Source organism: Streptomyces sp. NPDC001728 (assembly GCF_040297565.1).
Taxonomy (GTDB): domain Bacteria; phylum Actinomycetota; class Actinomycetes; order Streptomycetales; family Streptomycetaceae; genus Streptomyces.
In genome coordinates, this window is record NZ_JBEOZK010000001.1 from 513,889 (window position 1) to 529,745 (window position 15,857).

General features: G+C 71.7%; 13 protein-coding genes, 2 tRNA genes and 1 pseudogene. 13 read left to right on the forward strand and 3 right to left on the reverse strand.

Translation table 11 applies throughout. The features are described 5' to 3' along the window. Window positions 1-27: 27 nt before the first annotated feature. Entirely contained in the window at window positions 28-453 is a 426-nt protein-coding gene (locus ABT154_RS02295) for an SSI family serine proteinase inhibitor (RefSeq protein WP_351851750.1), read from the reverse strand. A 236-nt stretch (window positions 454-689) separates the two neighbouring features. Here ABT154_RS02295 and ABT154_RS02300 point away from each other — a divergent pair. The 13 genes from ABT154_RS02300 (at window position 690) to ABT154_RS02360 (ending at window position 13,549) form a co-directional block, all read left to right on the forward strand. Continuing rightward, a tRNA-Ser gene (locus ABT154_RS02300) sits at window positions 690-780 on the forward strand. 279 nt (window positions 781-1,059) lie between these two features. Beyond that, window positions 1,060-1,132: transfer RNA gene (locus ABT154_RS02305), tRNA-Arg, on the forward strand. A gap of 142 nt (window positions 1,133-1,274) precedes the next feature. After that, on the forward strand, window positions 1,275-1,640 hold the full coding sequence (locus ABT154_RS02310; protein ID WP_030204774.1) for a PH domain-containing protein: 366 nt from the start codon (window positions 1,275-1,277) through the stop codon (window positions 1,638-1,640). A 128-nt stretch (window positions 1,641-1,768) separates the two neighbouring features. Then, the gene (locus ABT154_RS02315; protein WP_351851753.1) at window positions 1,769-2,593 is read left to right on the forward strand and encodes a BRO family protein; all 825 of its coding nucleotides are present in this window, start codon (window positions 1,769-1,771) and stop codon (window positions 2,591-2,593) included. Between the two features lie 282 nt (window positions 2,594-2,875). After that, window positions 2,876-3,736 (forward strand): DUF2797 domain-containing protein, encoded by an 861-nt coding sequence (locus tag ABT154_RS02320; protein ID WP_351852038.1) that lies wholly within the window; start codon window positions 2,876-2,878, stop codon window positions 3,734-3,736. A 170-nt stretch (window positions 3,737-3,906) separates the two neighbouring features. Further along, window positions 3,907-4,242, forward strand: a complete 336-nt coding sequence (locus ABT154_RS02325) for an antibiotic biosynthesis monooxygenase family protein (protein ID WP_351851755.1) — start codon at window positions 3,907-3,909, stop codon at window positions 4,240-4,242. Window positions 4,243-4,285: 43 nt separating this feature from the next. Continuing rightward, window positions 4,286-5,146 (forward strand): amidohydrolase family protein, encoded by an 861-nt coding sequence (locus ABT154_RS02330; RefSeq protein ID WP_351852040.1) that lies wholly within the window; start codon window positions 4,286-4,288, stop codon window positions 5,144-5,146. 86 nt (window positions 5,147-5,232) lie between these two features. Next, window positions 5,233-6,030, forward strand: a complete 798-nt coding sequence (locus ABT154_RS02335) for a response regulator transcription factor (protein WP_351851757.1) — start codon at window positions 5,233-5,235, stop codon at window positions 6,028-6,030. A gap of 6 nt (window positions 6,031-6,036) precedes the next feature. Beyond that, entirely contained in the window at window positions 6,037-7,560 is a 1,524-nt protein-coding gene (locus ABT154_RS02340; RefSeq protein WP_351851759.1) for a sensor histidine kinase, read from the forward strand. A 162-nt stretch (window positions 7,561-7,722) separates the two neighbouring features. Next, window positions 7,723-8,994: a bifunctional glycosyltransferase family 2/GtrA family protein gene (locus ABT154_RS02345; RefSeq protein ID WP_351851761.1), complete on the forward strand. Its 1,272-nt coding sequence runs from the start codon at window positions 7,723-7,725 to the stop codon at window positions 8,992-8,994. Beyond that, on the forward strand, window positions 8,991-11,141 hold the full coding sequence (locus ABT154_RS02350) for an ArnT family glycosyltransferase (protein ID WP_351851763.1): 2,151 nt from the start codon (window positions 8,991-8,993) through the stop codon (window positions 11,139-11,141). The genes ABT154_RS02345 and ABT154_RS02350 overlap by 4 nt, the downstream gene beginning before the upstream one ends. A gap of 87 nt (window positions 11,142-11,228) precedes the next feature. Further along, a complete protein-coding gene (locus tag ABT154_RS02355; protein WP_317878917.1) occupies window positions 11,229-12,728 on the forward strand; it encodes an MFS transporter in 1,500 nt (499 codons plus the stop codon). A 35-nt stretch (window positions 12,729-12,763) separates the two neighbouring features. After that, on the forward strand, window positions 12,764-13,549 hold the full coding sequence (locus ABT154_RS02360; protein WP_351851765.1) for a TetR/AcrR family transcriptional regulator: 786 nt from the start codon (window positions 12,764-12,766) through the stop codon (window positions 13,547-13,549). Between the two features lie 202 nt (window positions 13,550-13,751). Here ABT154_RS02360 and ABT154_RS02365 read toward each other — a convergent pair. Both ABT154_RS02365 and ABT154_RS02370 read right to left on the reverse strand, forming a co-directional pair. Further along, a pseudogene (locus ABT154_RS02365) lies at window positions 13,752-15,239 on the reverse strand (MDR family MFS transporter); the annotation flags it as partial. A gap of 93 nt (window positions 15,240-15,332) precedes the next feature. Beyond that, complete coding sequence (locus ABT154_RS02370; RefSeq protein WP_351851769.1) at window positions 15,333-15,785, reverse strand: MarR family winged helix-turn-helix transcriptional regulator; 453 nt, start codon at window positions 15,783-15,785, stop codon at window positions 15,333-15,335. Between the last annotated feature and the right edge of the window lie 72 nt (window positions 15,786-15,857).

The following is a 15,857-nucleotide window of genomic DNA, read 5'->3' on the forward strand; positions in this document are numbered from 1 at the left end:
CCTTCTCACGCTCTCCTCACTCCCTCCTCATCCCCTGACGAGCGGAAGGACGGGCTCCAGGTTCTCCCAGCGGTCGATCTCGCAGCCGTTGGCGCGGGAGAAGCGGGCGTCGATCCGCCGGCCCTGCCAGGTGCCGGTGATGTGGGCGAGGGCGGGGCCGCCGTAGACCTGGGTGCAGAGCTGGTCGGCGGGGACGGGCTTGAACGGGTTCCCGCCCTCGGTGGCGAGCTGTCCAAGGCGCTTGCAGGCGGTCTCGGCGGCGGGATGGTTCCCGCCGGCCCGGTCGTCACATGTCAGGTCGAAGGTGCCGTCGGCTTCGGGATAGCCGCTCTCGGAGATCGTCACGGTCAGCGAGTCGGGCGTCGGGAGCAGCGGGAGCGGAGGCAGCGGGCCGAGCCCGGCGGTACCGGCGGCGGCGGTGGCGAGGGTGGCGATGGCGAGGCTGCGCAGCATGCGGATCTCCAGGGACGGGGGTGTGCGAGGGACGCCGGTGCACGGTGCGTCCCGCCCCGTCTAACGCTCCGGGAGCCGGGGCGTTGCGCAAGCGGGGTGCGCGGGTGGGCGGCAAGACGTGGCCGTGGGGCTTTGCTCTCGACCCCGGAGGGCTAGTACGGTGAGAATCGATTGGTGACGGGCGCTTCGCCTGTGTCATCATCTGCACGCACCACCCGCGTATGCGCGAGGTGCATGGAGGCGTCGCCTAGTCCGGTCTATGGCGCCGCACTGCTAATGCGGTTTGGGTCTTAAAGCCCATCGAGGGTTCAAATCCCTCCGCCTCCGCCCCACCCGAAGCCCCGGCCCCCAAGGCCGGGGCTTCGCCCGTTCCCGGCTTCTTCCCCCTGCCGACCCGAACGTGTGACCCCGGTCTCTTTCACCCGTCTTCCGCCCCGGCACCCCGCTCGGGCGCCTCCTGCCCCACGACGCCTCGACGCGACGTTTTCGCAGGTCACAATGGGTGTGGCCAATGGATTTCACATGGCGGCGGCAGTCATGTAATGTTCTTCCTGTCGCCGCGAGCGGGTCGAAAGACCGGGGAGCGAAGACAAAACAAAAGAACAAGCACTCGTAGCTTAACGGATAGAGCATCTGACTACGGATCAGAAGGTTGCAGGTTCGAATCCTGCCGAGTGCACAGCAGGACAGAGGCCCCCAGGAGAAATCCTGGGGGCCTCTGTCGTTGTCGTTGGCGCGGCGGCGGGGCCTTCGGGGGACTGTCTGTGAAGTCTGTGGGGGTTAGGGTCGGATGATCATTCTTTCTCTTCTGGGGGTGGGGCATGGCGCTCTTCGGGAACGCGCACGCGATCGATCCGGCTCAGGCTCAGCAGGACTTCGCCCGGCTGCTCGGGCCGGGGGAGCAGGTGCACGCCGCGTATCTGCTGATCCGCGACACGATCTTCTTCACCGACCGGCGGCTCGTGCTGGTCGACAAGCAGGGCATCACCGGCAAGAAGGTCGAGTACCACTCGATCCCGTACCGGAGCATCACGCACTTCGCCGTCGAGACCGCCGGCACCTTCGATCTCGACGCCGAGCTGAAGATCTGGATCTCGGGCAGCCAGCTGCCCGTCCAGAAGACCTTCACCAAGGGCGTCGACATCTACGAGGTGCAGGCGATCCTCACGCAGTTCGTCGCCAAGTAGGGCGTGGCGGAGGGGAGGCTTGTCGGGGAAGAATCCCCGACAAGCCTCCCCTTTTGGGTGAACCTGTCTGATTTGCATGTCAGTTGAATATGCCCTCGGCCTAACTTGCGTGGCGGAGGTGATGATCGATGGACGCAATCGACATCGATGACTTGGCGTACGTCGCCACCGGCGGGCCCCTGCGGCGGTTGACCGCGCCCGGCGGAGCCCACTGGTTCCCGGTGGTGGACGTGGCGAAACAGCTCGGGTACGCCGGGACCCGGGAGGCGCTGCGCACGGTGGCTCTGCCCGAGGCCTGCCTGGCGTCCGCCCGGGAGCTGGCCGGCGACGAGGAGTTCCTCCGCCGGTGCGGCATCAGGGCCGCGACGCGGATGGTGAGCCTCCAGGGGCTCGTCCAGCTCGTCGCGGTCTGCGGAAGACCGGAGGCCGCGCCCTTTCGCGCATGGGTCGCCGAAGTCGTGGCCGCCGTCCAGCGGGACGGCCGCTACGATCTCGAACCCTCGCCCGTCCAGGCCGGGTTCGTCCTGCCCCCGGAGCTCCTGGACGTCCTCGTACGCCTGGAAGGCCGGTTCGACGAGCCGGCCTCCTCCTGCGCCGAGCGTGCCGGGTACGCCGAGTTGCTCCGTGAGACCCGGCGCAGCCTCTCAAGGGTCGCCGACTCCCTTGAGCGGCTCGCCGTGCCCCGCCAGCGCACCGGCGCCGCCGTCGCCCTCACACCACAGGCACTCGTCGACTCCTGGGCCATCACCGGGGACGTGCGGACCGTCGCCAGCTGCCTCGCACCCGCCCTCGTCCGGGGCGGCGTGCGCTACCGGCCCCAGGACGTCACCCGCCGCACCGGGCTTTCCGGCGAACGCGTCCGGGACTGCGTAAGGCTCCTCCTCGAACGCGGCTGCATGCGCGAGGTCGGCAGCCCCGACGCGGACGGCGCCCGGATCTACGTCCTGCCCTGAGCGGCGGGGCGGGGAAGCCCGGATCTACGTCCTGCCCTGAGCGGCGGGGCGGGGAAGCCCGGATCTACGTCCTGCCCTGAGCGGCGGGGCGGGGAAGCCCGGACCGTTCGGGGCAGGGGCGCCGGGGGCGCGTCGGACGAGGCGGAGACCGGACCCCGGGTGGGCGCAGGGAGGCGTAGGGGCGTGGCGGAGACTGGACCTCCGGTGGGCGCAGGGAGGCGTGCGGGCGTGGCGGAGACTGGACCTCCGGTGGGCGCAGGGAGGCGTGCGGGCGTGGAGTGGATGTGCCGGGGGATCACCTGGGCCGGCGGTGCCCCCGGGCTGCGCTGGCGGGGCGGCCGGGTCAGTGCCCTCACCTATGGGCAGGACCTCGCCTTCCTTGCCGTCGGCGTCCGGTGCTGCCCCGGCGCCCGGGGGAACCCCTGCCCCCTGCACGCCGCCGTCCCCGGGCGGGCCACCGGCGGGCGCTGCCCCGAGTGCGCCCGGCTCGACCGGGCCCACTCCGTCGCCGCCGACACCTTTCTGGACGATCCGCAGCCCTACCGCGTCTACCTGGCCTGGTTCGGGCCGGGCATGACCAAGGTCGGCATCACCGCCGAGGCCCGGGGCGGCGCCCGCCTCCTCGAACAGGGCGCCGTCACCTTCAGCTGGCTCGGGCGGGGGCCGCTGATGGCCGCCCGCCGTACCGAGGAGGTCCTGCGCCACGCGCTCGGCGTCCCCGACCGGGTGGCGTACGAACGGAAGCGAGCGGCCCGGCACGCCCTGCCGCCCGCCGGGGACCGGGCCCGGGAGGTCGAGCAGCTGTACCTCCGCGCCCGTGCGGTCGGCGGCTGGACCGAGACCCTGGAACCGCTGGACTTCGTACCGCAGGACCACGCCGGGGCCTTCGGGCTCACCGGGCTGCCGCCGCTCGCCGGTTCCGTCGCCGAGCTCGTCGACGGAGGCGTCGTCACCGGGCGGCTGCTCGCCGCCGCCGGGCCCGATCTGCATCTGCTCGCCTCCGACGGGCGCTGCCTCGCCCTGGACACGCGGCTGATGGGCGGGTGGGCGCTCCGGAGTGCGGGGGAGGGGGCGGCCTTCTCCGTCCCTGTGACGGAGGTGGCGCCCGCCGCCGACCCGAGCGCGCAGGGAGAGCTTTTCTGACGGTCGCCCCCGCCGCCACGCTGACGGGTCGCCCCCCGGCCATGCTGACGGGGCACCCGCGCCACCACCGCACGGACCCGACTTCTCTCCCGCTGCCACCGCGTAAAGACTTGGATCCCTTTCCCCGGGCGCCGTGGACATCCCCGGCCCCGTCCCGCGAGGGTGATCGCATGACTCCCCAGCTGGTGGCGGGCCTCGAACCGCCCTACTACACCGCCGTGTTCACCTCCGTCCGGCCCGACGCCCCCGAGGGCTACGCCGAGACGGCCGCCGAACTGCGCGAGGTCGTCGGTACCGTGCCCGGGTTCCTCGGCTACGAGTCCGCCCGGACCCCCGGCGGCATCGGCATCACCGTCGCCTACTTCCGCGACCTGGAGGCGCTCGACGCCTGGCGGCTCGACACCCGGCACCAGGCGGCCAAGGCACACGGGCGGGAACACTGGTACGACAGCTACAGCGTCCACATCGGCAAGGTCGAGCGGAGTTACAGCTTTGAGCGCGAGTGACAACAGCGGCAGCCACAGCAGCCACAGCAGCGAGGTCGGCGACATCCAGGCCCTCGTCCGCCGGCTCGGGATTCCCGGGCTCGTCGACGTGCACACGCACTTCATGCCGCAGAACGTCCTCGACAAGGTCTGGGCCTACTTCGACGCCGTCGGCCCCCTGACCGGCCTGGAGTGGCCCATCACCTACCGCGAGGAGGAGGACCGCCGGCTCGCCCTCCTACGCGGGTTCGGCGCGCTCGCCTTCACCGCGATGCTCTACCCGCACAAGCCCGGTATGGCGGCCTGGCTGAACTCCTGGGCCGCCGACTTCGCCGCGCGTACCCCCGACTGTCTCCACACGGCGACCTTCTTCCCGGAGCCGGGCGTCGACGGATACGTCCGGGACGCGCTGGCCGCCGGTGCCCGGGTCTTCAAGGTGCACCTCCAGGTCGGCGGTTTCGACCCGGCCGACACCTTGCTGGACGCCGCCTGGGGCACCCTCGCCGACAGCGGCACCCCGATCGTCGTGCACTGCGGCTCCGGGCCCACCCCGGGCGCCTTCACCGGCCCCGGGCCGATGGGGCAGGTGCTCGCCCGCCATCCCCGACTGCGCGTGATCGTCGCCCATATGGGGATGCCGGAGTACGGGGAGTTCCTCGATCTCGCCCAGCGGTACGAGGGCGTCCACCTCGACACCACCATGGCCTTCACCGACTTCAGCGAGCGGCTCGCGCCCTTCCCCGAGCGGGAACTCAAGCGGCTCGTGGAGCTCGGGGACCGGATCCTCCTCGGCTCCGACTTCCCGAACATCCCGTATCCGTACGTGCACCAGCTCCACGCCCTGGAACGCCTCGGGCTCGGGGACGACTGGCTCCGGGGGGTCCTGTACGAGAACGGGGCCGCGTTGTTTCACGTGAAACGCTGAGTCGCTGAACCCGCCCCGGGCGTTTCTCAGGGAATTCACAGGAAAGGGCAAGAGGCCTCTCAGCGGCGCCCGACAGCGTGGGGCCCATGACCGTCACCACACACCGCACGAGCACCAACACCGGCACCGGAGCCCGTACCGGCACCGGCAACCCCGCTCGTACCGGCACCCGCGCCGAGCTGCTCCGCGCCGACGGAACCGCCGTCCGGGTCCTCGTCGTCGACGACGAGGACTCGCTCGCCGAGCTGCTCTCGATGGCCCTGCGGTACGAGGGCTGGCAGGTGCGCAGCGCGGGCGACGGGGCCGGGGCCCTGCGCACCGCACGCGAGTTCCGGCCCGATGCCGTGATCCTCGACATCATGCTCCCGGACGTCGACGGGCTGAGCCTGCTCGGGCGGATCCGGCGCGAGCTGCCCGACGTACCGGTGCTGTTCCTGACCGCGAAGGACGCCGTCGAGGACCGGATCGCCGGGCTCACGGCGGGCGGCGACGACTACGTCACCAAGCCGTTCAGCCTGGAGGAGGTCGTGGCCCGGCTGCGCGGTCTCATCCGCAGGTCGGGGGCCGCGCTCGCGCGCAGCGAGTCGCTGCTCGTCGTCGGCGACCTCACCCTCGACGAGGACAGCCACGAGGTCACCCGGGAGGGGGTCTCCATCCACCTGACCGCGACCGAGTTCGAGCTGCTGCGCTACCTCATGCGCAATCCGCGGCGCGTGCTCAGCAAGGCGCAGATCCTCGACCGCGTCTGGTCGTACGACTTCGGCGGCCAGGCCAACGTCGTCGAGCTCTACATCTCCTACCTCCGGCGGAAGATCGACGCGGGGCGCGCCCCGATGATCCACACCCGGCGCGGGGCCGGTTACCTGATCAAGCCGGGGGAGTAGCCACCGGTGTTCCGAGGTGCAGGGCGGCGGCCGTGGTCGCTGCGGACCCGTCTCGTCGTCTCGGCGGTCGCGCTGATCGCGGTCGTCGCGGCCGTCATCGGCACGGTCACGACGATCGCGTTCCGCTCGTACCTGTACGACCAGGCCGACGAGCAGGTCGACGGTCTCTCGCAGCGGGCCGCCGGGCCGCCGGCCGTCCTGCCCGTGCCCGATCCGGTCCGGGACCGGGAGCCGCTCGCCTTCCTCGGCGGCCCCGGGGTCCCGATCGGTACCCTCGGCGCCGTCGTCACCGACACGGGCGTCTCCTACGCCGGGTACTCCACCGAGGAGAGCGGGGGCGGCGGGACGGGGCCCCGGTTCCCCACCAAGGCGCTCGACGAGGCCCAGCGGGCCGCGCTCGCGGCCGTCCCGCGCGACGGCGAGCCGCACACCGTCGAGCTGCCCGGCGGCCTCGGCTCCTACCGGGTCGCTTACGCGGAGGGCAGCCACGGCACCTTCCTCACCGGCATCCCGCTCACCGAGGTCGACGACGCCCTCTCCACCCTCGTCCTGGTCGAGCTGAGCGTCACCGGCGCCGGGCTCTTCGCGGCCTCGCTCGCCGGGACCGTGCTCGTCCGCGTAGCCCTGCGGCCACTGCGGCGGGTCGCCGCCACCGCCGGTCAGGTCGCCAAGCTGCCGCTGCACAGCGGCGAGGTGGCGCTCCATCAGCGGGTCCCGGAGACGGAGGCCGACCCCCGGACCGAGGTCGGACAGGTCGGCGCGGCCATCAACCGCATGCTCGACCACGTCCACTCGGCCCTCGACGCCCGTCAGCAGAGCGAGACCCGCGTCCGGCAGTTCGTCGCCGACGCCAGCCATGAGCTGCGCACCCCGCTCGCCTCGATCCGGGGGTACGCGGAGCTGACCCGGCGCGGCCGGGAGGAGTGCGGGCCCGACACCCGGCACGCGCTCGGCCGGATCGAGTCGGAGGCGACCCGGATGACGGGCCTGGTGGAGGACCTGCTGCTGCTCGCCCGGCTCGACACCGGCCGCCCGCTCTCGTACGGGACCACGGATCTCGCCCCGCTCGTGGTGGACGCGGTGAGCGATGCCCGCGCCGCCGGGCCCGAGCATCACTGGAGCCTCGAACTGCCCGAGGACGGCGGGAATCCGGTACGGGCGGACGGCGCCCGGCTCCACCAGGTCCTCGTGAACCTGCTCGCCAACGCCCGTACGCACACCCCGCCCGGCACGAAGGTCACCGCGAGGGTCCGTACGGGAAGGGACGCCATGACGGTGGAGGTCGAGGACGACGGGCCCGGCATCCCGCCCGGCCTGCTGCCCACCGTCTTCGAGCGGTTCGCGCGCGGTGACGCCTCCCGCTCCCGCAACGCCGGATCCACCGGCCTCGGCCTCGCCATCGTCCGGGCGGTCGTGCTCGCGCACGGCGGCGAGGTGAGCGTCGAGAGCGCCCCGGGCCGGACGGTGTTCACCGTCCGGCTCCCGGCGCGCTTCTCCGCCGACCGGGCCTCCGGCGCGCATCCCCGCTGACCGGGCCCCCGGCGCGCATACCCGCTGACCGGGCCTCCGGCGCGCATACCCGCTGACCGGGCCTCTGCGCATACCCGTAGAACCCGGTTCCTGACACGCACTCACAGGCAGCCCACAGCCTCGTCACACAGCCGTGACAGCGGTCCTGCCGAGGGTCGTTCCATGCGAACCCCAACGATCGCGGGGCCCACGTCCGGCGCCCTCCCCGCCCGGGAACACCTGCCGGTGAGCACCGCGGGGCGGCCCGTCCTCGACGTGGTGATCCCCGTCTACAACGAGGAGAAGGACCTGGAGCCGTGCGTCCGCCGGCTCCACGAACACCTCTCCCGGACCTTCCCGTACGGCTTCCGCGTCACGGTCGCCGACAACGCCTCCACCGACAGCACTCCCGCCGTCGCCGCAGGGCTCGCCGACGAGCTGCCCGAGGTGCGCTCCGTGCGCCTCGAACAGAAGGGGCGCGGGCGGGCGCTGCGGACGGTGTGGTCGGGCTCGGACGCGCCCGTCCTCGCCTATATGGACGTCGACCTGTCCACCGACCTCAACGCCCTGCTGCCGCTGGTCGCCCCGCTCATCTCGGGCCACTCCGATCTGGCGATCGGCTCCCGTCTGGCCCGCTCCTCGCGGGTGGTGCGCGGGCCGAAGCGGGAGTTCATCTCCCGCGCGTACAACCTGATCCTGCGCGGCTCGCTCGCCGCCCGGTTCTCCGACGCGCAGTGCGGGTTCAAGGCGATACGGCGGGACGTCGCCGAGCGGCTGCTGCCGATGGTGGAGGACACCGGCTGGTTCTTCGACACCGAGCTGCTCGTCCTCGCCGAGCGGGCCGGGCTCCGCATTCACGAGGTGCCGGTCGACTGGGTCGACGACCCCGAATCGACCGTGCACATCGTCAGCACGGCCACCGACGACCTGAAGGGCGTCTGGCGGGTGGGGAGGGCCCTCGCGACGGGTTCGCTGCCCCTCGACCGGCTGGCCAGGCCCTTCGGGGACGACCCCCGGGACCGTGAACTCAGCGGTGTGCCGGGCGGGCTCGCCCGGCAGCTGGTGGGCTTCTGCGTGGTCGGGGTGCTGTCCACGCTGTTCTATCTCGCCCTGTACTCGGCCTTCCGGCTCGGTGTCGGCCCGCAGTTCGCCAACGCGGGCGCCCTCCTCGTCTCCGCCCTCGCCAACACGGCGGCCAACCGGCGGCTCACCTTCGGCGTGCGGGGCCGCGACCGGGCCGTCCGCCACCAGGCGCAGGGGCTCGTCGTCTTCGCCATCGGCCTGGCCCTGACCAGCGGTTCCCTGGCCGCCCTCGGCGCCGCGACGGGTGACCCCGCGCACTCGACCGAACTCACCGTCCTGGTCGTCGCCAACCTCGCCGCGACCGTCCTGCGCTTCCTCCTCTTCCGGCTCTGGGTCTTCCCCGAGCGGCCCACGACAAGGAACGAACGATGACCACCGTGTCCACCCCCGCCACGGCCTCGGCCGCGCCGGGAAGCGGCCGGGCCGCCCGTCTGCTGCGCGGTCGCGCGGACGACGCGCCCTGGGTCAGGCCGGCCCTCCTCGGCCTGCTGGCGGTGACCGCCGTGCTCTACCTCTGGAACCTGAGCGCGTCCGGTTACGCCAACTCCTTCTACTCCGCGGCCGTCCAGGCAGGCGGCGAGAGCTGGAAGGCCTTCTTCTTCGGCTCGCTCGACGCGGCCAACGCCATCACCGTCGACAAGCCGCCGGCCGCCCTCTGGCCGATGGCGCTCTCGATCCGTCTCTTCGGCCTCGGCTCCTGGCAGATCCTGGTGCCCGAGGTGCTGATGGGCGTGGGCACGGTCGCCGTGCTCTACGCGGCCGTCCGGCGCCGGTTCGGCGCGGGCGCGGGGCTGCTCGCGGGCGTGGTGCTCGCGCTGACGCCCGTCGCCGCGCTGATGTTCCGCTTCAACAACCCGGACGCGCTGCTCGCGCTGCTCATGACGGTCGCCGTGTACTGCGTGCTGCGGGCTCTGGAGCGGGACCGGGGCGCGGCGAAGTGGCTGGTGTGGGCGGGGGTGGCGTTCGGTTTCGCGTTCCTCGCGAAGACGCTCCAGGCGTTCCTGATCCTGCCGCCGCTCGCCCTCGTCTACCTGGTGCGCGCGCCCGGCGGCTTCGGGCGGCGGCTCGGCCGGCTCGCGCTGGGCGGCCTCGCGATGCTGGTGTCGGCGGGCTGGTGGGTGGCCCTGGTGGAGCTGTGGCCCGCGTCCTCCCGCCCCTACGTCGGCGGTTCGCAGAACAACAGCTTCCTGGAGCTGACCTTCGGCTACAACGGCCTCGGCCGGATCAACGGCAACGAGACCGGCAGCGTCGGCGGTGGCGGTCGTGGCGGCGGCCAGGGCGGCGGCTGGGGTGAGACCGGCATCGGCCGGATGTTCAACGACTCGGTCGGCGGCCAGATCTCCTGGCTGCTTCCGGCCGCGCTGATCCTGCTCGTCGCGGGGCTCGTCGTGACCTGGCGGGCGCCCCGTACGGACACGGCCCGCTCGGCGTTCCTGGTGTGGGGCGGCTCGCTGCTGATCACGCTCGCCGTGTTCAGCTTCATGGCCGGCATCTTCCACGAGTACTACACCGTCGCCCTGGCCCCGTATCTGGCGGCGCTCGTCGGCATGGGCGCGGCCGTGCTCTGGGAGGAACGCACCCGGCTGCTCGCCTCGGTGACCCTCGCGGTGACAGTGACGGTGACCGCGTACTGGGGCTGGACGCTCCTCGGGCGTACGCCGGAGTGGCAGCCGTGGCTGCGCTGGGCGGTCCTGGCGGCGGGCGCGGTGGCCGCGCTCGGGCTGCTGTTCGCGGGCCGGGTGGACCGGCGGATCGGGCTCGGGGCCGCGGGCCTGGGCCTGGCGGCGGGGCTCGCGGGGCCGTTCGCGTACACCCTGGCGACGGTGGACTCCGGGCACCAGGGCTCGATCGTGACGGCGGGCCCGGCGGGAGCCGCGAAGGGTGGCCGCCCAGGTGGCGGCCGGATGTTCGAAGGCGGCGGGATGATGCCGCCGGGCTTCCAGGGCGGCCGGATGCCTGGAGGCCAGATCCCCGGCGGCCAGGCCGGCCGGATGCCCGGCGGACAGATGCCTGGAGGCCAGGGCCAGGGGCGCGGGATGCCCGCCGGAACCCCGCCCGGTGGCGCCGCCCCGGAGGCCTTCGGCCCCGGTGGCAACCAGCGCCCCGGCACCGGCGGCATGGGCGGTCTCCTCAACGGCGCGAGCGTCGGTGCGCAGGCGAAGGCCGCGCTCCTCGCGGACGCCGACGACTACACCTGGGTCGCGGCCACCGTCGGCGCCCAGAACGCGGCCGGCTACCAGCTCGCCACCGAGAAGCCGGTCATGGCGATCGGCGGCTTCAACGGCAGCGACCCGTCCCCGACGCTCGCCCAGTTCAAGCGGTACGTCTCCGAGGGCCGGATCCACTACTTCATCGGTGGTGGTGGTGGTGGTGGGGGCGGCGGCGGTGAGACCGGCGGTCGCACGGGCGGCGGCGGTCCCGGCGGCGGCAACTCGGAGATCTCCACCTGGGTCGCGGAGACCTTCCGGGACGTCACGGTCGGCGGCGCCACCTTCTACGACCTGACGCGGGAGAAGTAGCCCGGAAAAAATCCCTATACAGCGTACGAGAGTCCTTGTACGGTGTACGAGCCTTGGCCCCGTACACCGTATAAGGAGTCCCTTCCCATGACAGCTACCGGCGGCCACCCACAGCGCTGGCTGATCCTCGGCGTCATCTGTCTCGCCCAGCTCACCGTCCTGCTCGACAACACCGTCCTCAGCGTCGCCATCCCCTCGCTGACCTCCGAACTCCACGCGACCACCACCGACATCCAGTGGATGATCAACGCGTACTCGCTCGTCCAGTCCGGCCTGCTGCTCTCCGCGGGCAACGCCGCCGACCGCTACGGCCGCAAGAAGCTGCTCGCCACCGGTCTGGCGCTCTTCGGCCTCGGCTCGCTCGCGGCCGGCCTCGCCGACTCCACCACCCAGCTGATCGCCGCCCGCGCGGGCATGGGCGTCGGCGGCGCGCTCCTGATGACCACCACCCTCGCCGTCGTGATGCAGATCTTCGACGAATCGGAGCGGGTCAAGGCCATCGCGCTCTGGTCCACGGTCGCCTCGCTCGGCTTCGCCGGCGGCCCGCTGATCGGCGGCGTGATCCTGAACCACTTCTGGTGGGGAATGATCTTCCTGATCAACATCCCGGTCGCGGTGGTGGCCCTCGTCGCCGTCCTCAAGCTCGTGCCGGAGTCCAAGAACCCCCAGGGCGAGCGCCCCGACCTGCTCGGCGCGCTGCTCTCCACCATCGGTATGACCGCCGTCGTGTACGCGATCATCAGCGGCCCCGAGCACGGCTGGATCTCCGCCCAGGTGCTGGTCCCGGCCGTGGTCGGTGTGCTCGGTCTCGGCGCGTTCGCGCTGTGGGAGCTGCACACCCCGTACCCGATGCTCGACATGCACTTCTTCCGGAACCAGAAGTTCATCGGCGCCATCGGCGGCTCGATCCTGGTCGTCTTCGGTATGGGCGGCTCGCTCTTCCTGCTCACCCAGCACCTGCAGTTCGTGCTCGGTTACGAGCCCCTGGAAGCCGGTCTGCGGATGGCGCCGCTCGCGCTGACCATCGTCGGCCTCAACCTCACCGGCATCGGCCCGAAGATCGTCATGAAGCTGGGCACCCCGCCCACCGTCGTCCTCGGCATGACCCTGGTGGCCGCAGGCCTCACCTCGATCGCGCTGCTCGGCGGCGGCACGGACGGCAGCTACGCGGGCATGCTGCTCGGCCTGGTCCTGATGGGCGGCGGCATCGCCGTCTCCTCCCCGGCCATGGCCAACGCGATCATGAGCTCGATCCCGCCGGAGAAGGCGGGCGTGGGCGCCGGGATCAACGGCACCCTCGCCGAGTTCGGCAACGGCCTCGGCGTCGCCGTCCTCGGCGCCGTCCTCAACGCCCGCTTCGCCGCGCTGGTCGCCGTCACCGCGACCTCGCTCCCGGCCGCCCTGGCCGCCGCCGGCGGCGCCGCCGAGCGGCAGCAGATCGCCGACGCCTTCGCCTCCGGCCTCCAGACCAGCCAGCTGGTCGGCGCCACCGCCGTCTTCGCGGGCGGTCTGGTCGCGGCGGCCCTGCTCAGGCGGGCCGAGCGTACGGAGAAGGCGGTGCGCCCCGAGCAGCCGGTCGCTGCCTAGCATGGTGTCGGACAGCTGACAGACGGAGGAACGCGATGGTCAAGGCAGCCGATCGGGCCAAGAACCCGGCGCGTTCCAGCGTCTGGCTGGAGCGGAGGACCGCGCGCAGCGGTGGCGGTCCCGCCGGGCTCGACCGGGACCGGATCGTCACCGCCTCGATCCGGATGCTCGACGAGGAGGGCCTCGCCAAGTTCTCGATGCGCAGACTCGCCACCGAGCTGGGCGTCACGGCCATGTCCCTCTACTGGTACGTGGACACCAAGGACGACATCATCGAGTTCGCCATGGACAGTGTCTACGGCGAGTTCGACCTCGCGGCCGTCGAGGCGGCGGGGGACTGGCGGGAGCGAATCCGCGTACTCGCCCTGGAATACCGGCGGATGCTGGTCCGGCACGCGTGGATGTCGCCGTGCGCGGGCCAGTACCTGAACATCGGCCCCAACGCGATCGCCGTCGGCCGGCAGATCCACTGGGCGATCCGGAACACCGGCCTCTCGCCGGACCGCCAGCCGAGCGCGATGTCGGCGGTCTTCCAGTTCGTGTACGGCTACGGGACGATCGAGTCCCAGTTCGGCCGGCGCGCGGCGGAGGCCGGGATGTCGCAGGACGAGTTCTACGTGGACGCGATCAAGGCCTTCCGGGACGACCCGGACTTCGTGGAGCAGACCGGGGGTATGAAGGAGATGCTCGACGAGCGGGCCTCGCAGGGCAGCGTCACCGCCGTCTGGGACCGGGACTTCGCCTACGCCCTGGACGTCCTGGTCGCCGGCATCGAGGCGATGGTCGCGCGCGAGGCCGAGGACATCCGACGGCGGACATGACGGAGCGGCGGGCCGTCCCCTGCCCGCCGCTCCGTACCGGACCCGGCCGCGCCTCCGCTCGAAGCGCGGCCGGGAGCTTTTTCAGCCCTCCCGGCCTCTAGGCCTCCCGGCCATCGGGCCCCAGACCACCCGGCCTCTAGGCCTTCACGTCGGCCGTGAGGTCGGGCTTCGCGTCAGCCGTCCCGTCCGGCTTCACCGTGTTGCTCTTGAGCGCGACCTCCTTGATGAACAGCGTCACCACGAAGGCCAGCAGCGCGAAGGGCGCCGAGTAGAGGAAGACATCGGCGACGCCGTGCCCGTACGCGTCCTCCATGACCGTACGGATCGGGGCCGGCAGCTTGTCCATGTCGGGGATGCCGCCGCCGCCCTTGCCCATGGCACCGGCCGCCTTCGGACCCAGCTCGGCCAGGCCCTCCTGGACGTAGGTCGTGACCCGGTGGGCCATGACCGCGCCGAGCGCCGAGACACCGATCGCACCGCCCAGGGAGCGGAAGAAGGTGACGACGGAGGAGGCGACGCCGAGGTCGGCGGGGGCCACCTGGTTCTGGGTGCAGAGCACCAGGTTCTGCATCATCATGCCGATGCCGAGGCCCAGCACCGCCATGAACAGCGCGATGTGCCAGTACGCCGTGTCGTAGCGGATCGTGCCCAGCATGCCGAGGCCGCCGGCGGCGAGGGCGCCACCGCTGACCAGCCACGCCTTCCACCGGCCGGTCTTGGTGATGATCAGGCCGGAGACGGTCGAGGAGACGAACAGGCCCGCGATCATCGGGATGGTGAGGACGCCGGACATCGTCGGCGACTCGTTCCGCGCCAGCTGGAAGTACTGGCTGAAGAAGACCGTGCCGGCGAACATCGCGACACCCACGAAGAGCGAGGCGAGCGAGGCGAGGGTGATCGTGCGGTTGCGGAAGAGGCGGAGCGGGATGATCGGCTCGCTCGCCTTCGACTCGACGAGCACGAAGATCCCGCCGAGCGCGATCGAGCCGAGCACCATGGCGGCCGTCTGCCAGGAGATCCAGTCGTACTTGTCGCCCGCGAAGGTGACCCAGACGAGCAGCAGGGAGACGGCGGCGCTGATGAAGAAGGCACCGGCCCAGTCGACCTTGACCTGACGCTTCACGACGGGGAGCTTCAGGGTCTTCTGCAGGACGAGCAGCGCGATGATCGCGAACGGCACGCCGACGTAGAAGCACCAGCGCCAGCCGAGCCAGTCGGTGTCGGTGATGACGCCGCCGAGCAGCGGGCCGCCGACGGTGGCCACGGCGAAGGTCGCGCCGAGGTAGCCGCTGTACCGGCCGCGCTCACGCGGGGCGATCATCGCGGCCAGGATGATCTGGGAGAGGGCGGTCAGACCACCGACGCCGATGCCCTGGACGACCCGGCAGGCGATCAGCATGCCGGTGCTCTGCGAGAGACCGGCGACGATCGAGCCCGCCACGTAGATGATCAGGGCTATCTGGACGAGCAGCTTCTTGGAGAAGAGGTCCGCGAGCTTGCCCCAGAGCGGGGTGGTCGCGGTCATGGCCAGAAGGGAGGCGGTGACCACCCAGGTGTAGGCGGACTGGCCGCCGCCCAGGTCGGAGATGATCTGGGGGAGGGCGTTGGAGACGATCGTCGAGGACAGGATGGCGACGAACATGCCGAGCAGCAGCCCGGACAGCGCCTCCATGATCTGCTTGTGCGTCATCGGGGCGCCGCCGGAGACGGTGTCCCCCTGCTTGGCGCTCCCGCCGCGCACACCCGTGTCCGGTGTGGTGGTAGCCATCAACTTCCTTCGTTCTCAAGCGTGGTGGGCCCGGCAGTCCCCGAAGGAATCGCGGAGGCGGGCGAGCAGGGTGGTGAGCGATTCGACGTCTTGGTCGGACCACTCCGCGAGGGTGCGGGCGAGCATGTCGGTCAGCCGTCGGTCGAGGACGGCGAGCATGTCTTCGCCCGCCCCGGTCAGGTGGAGGATGCGGGAGCGCTTGTCGGCCGGGTCGGGCAGTCGCTCGACCCAGCCGCGGTCCACGGTGTGGGCCACGTGGCGGCTGCTGACCGACATGTCGACGGCCATCAGCTCGGACACCCGGCCCATCCGCATGTCGCCGTGGTGGTTGAGGAGGGCGAGGACGATCGCGGATCCACCGGGGCATTCGGCGGGCAGGGTCCGCGCGAGTCCGCGCTTCACGGCTCCGATGGCGCTCACTTGGCGAGCGAGGTTCTCGTAGAGGCCGCCTCGTTCCAGTGCTTCCATCGGACACCCCATCGATGTTGTTGCTTAGGGCAACCATAGAGATGGATGGTTGCTCCAGGCAAACTAAACCGG

Coding starts and splice junctions, on each gene's coding strand:
- ABT154_RS02355 (WP_317878917.1), top strand. CDS start 11,229: ATGACAGCTACCGGCGGCCACCCACAGCGCTGGCTGATCCTCGGCGTC.
- ABT154_RS02345 (WP_351851761.1), top strand. CDS start 7,723: ATGCGAACCCCAACGATCGCGGGGCCCACGTCCGGCGCCCTCCCCGCC.
- ABT154_RS02360 (WP_351851765.1), top strand. CDS start 12,764: ATGGTCAAGGCAGCCGATCGGGCCAAGAACCCGGCGCGTTCCAGCGTC.
- ABT154_RS02310 (WP_030204774.1), top strand. CDS start 1,275: ATGGCGCTCTTCGGGAACGCGCACGCGATCGATCCGGCTCAGGCTCAG.
- ABT154_RS02350 (WP_351851763.1), top strand. CDS start 8,991: ATGACCACCGTGTCCACCCCCGCCACGGCCTCGGCCGCGCCGGGAAGC.
- ABT154_RS02315 (WP_351851753.1), top strand. CDS start 1,769: ATGGACGCAATCGACATCGATGACTTGGCGTACGTCGCCACCGGCGGG.
- ABT154_RS02320 (WP_351852038.1), top strand. CDS start 2,876: ATGTGCCGGGGGATCACCTGGGCCGGCGGTGCCCCCGGGCTGCGCTGG.
- ABT154_RS02335 (WP_351851757.1), top strand. CDS start 5,233: ATGACCGTCACCACACACCGCACGAGCACCAACACCGGCACCGGAGCC.
- ABT154_RS02295 (WP_351851750.1), bottom strand. CDS start 453: ATGCTGCGCAGCCTCGCCATCGCCACCCTCGCCACCGCCGCCGCCGGT.
- ABT154_RS02325 (WP_351851755.1), top strand. CDS start 3,907: ATGACTCCCCAGCTGGTGGCGGGCCTCGAACCGCCCTACTACACCGCC.
- ABT154_RS02370 (WP_351851769.1), bottom strand. CDS start 15,785: ATGGAAGCACTGGAACGAGGCGGCCTCTACGAGAACCTCGCTCGCCAA.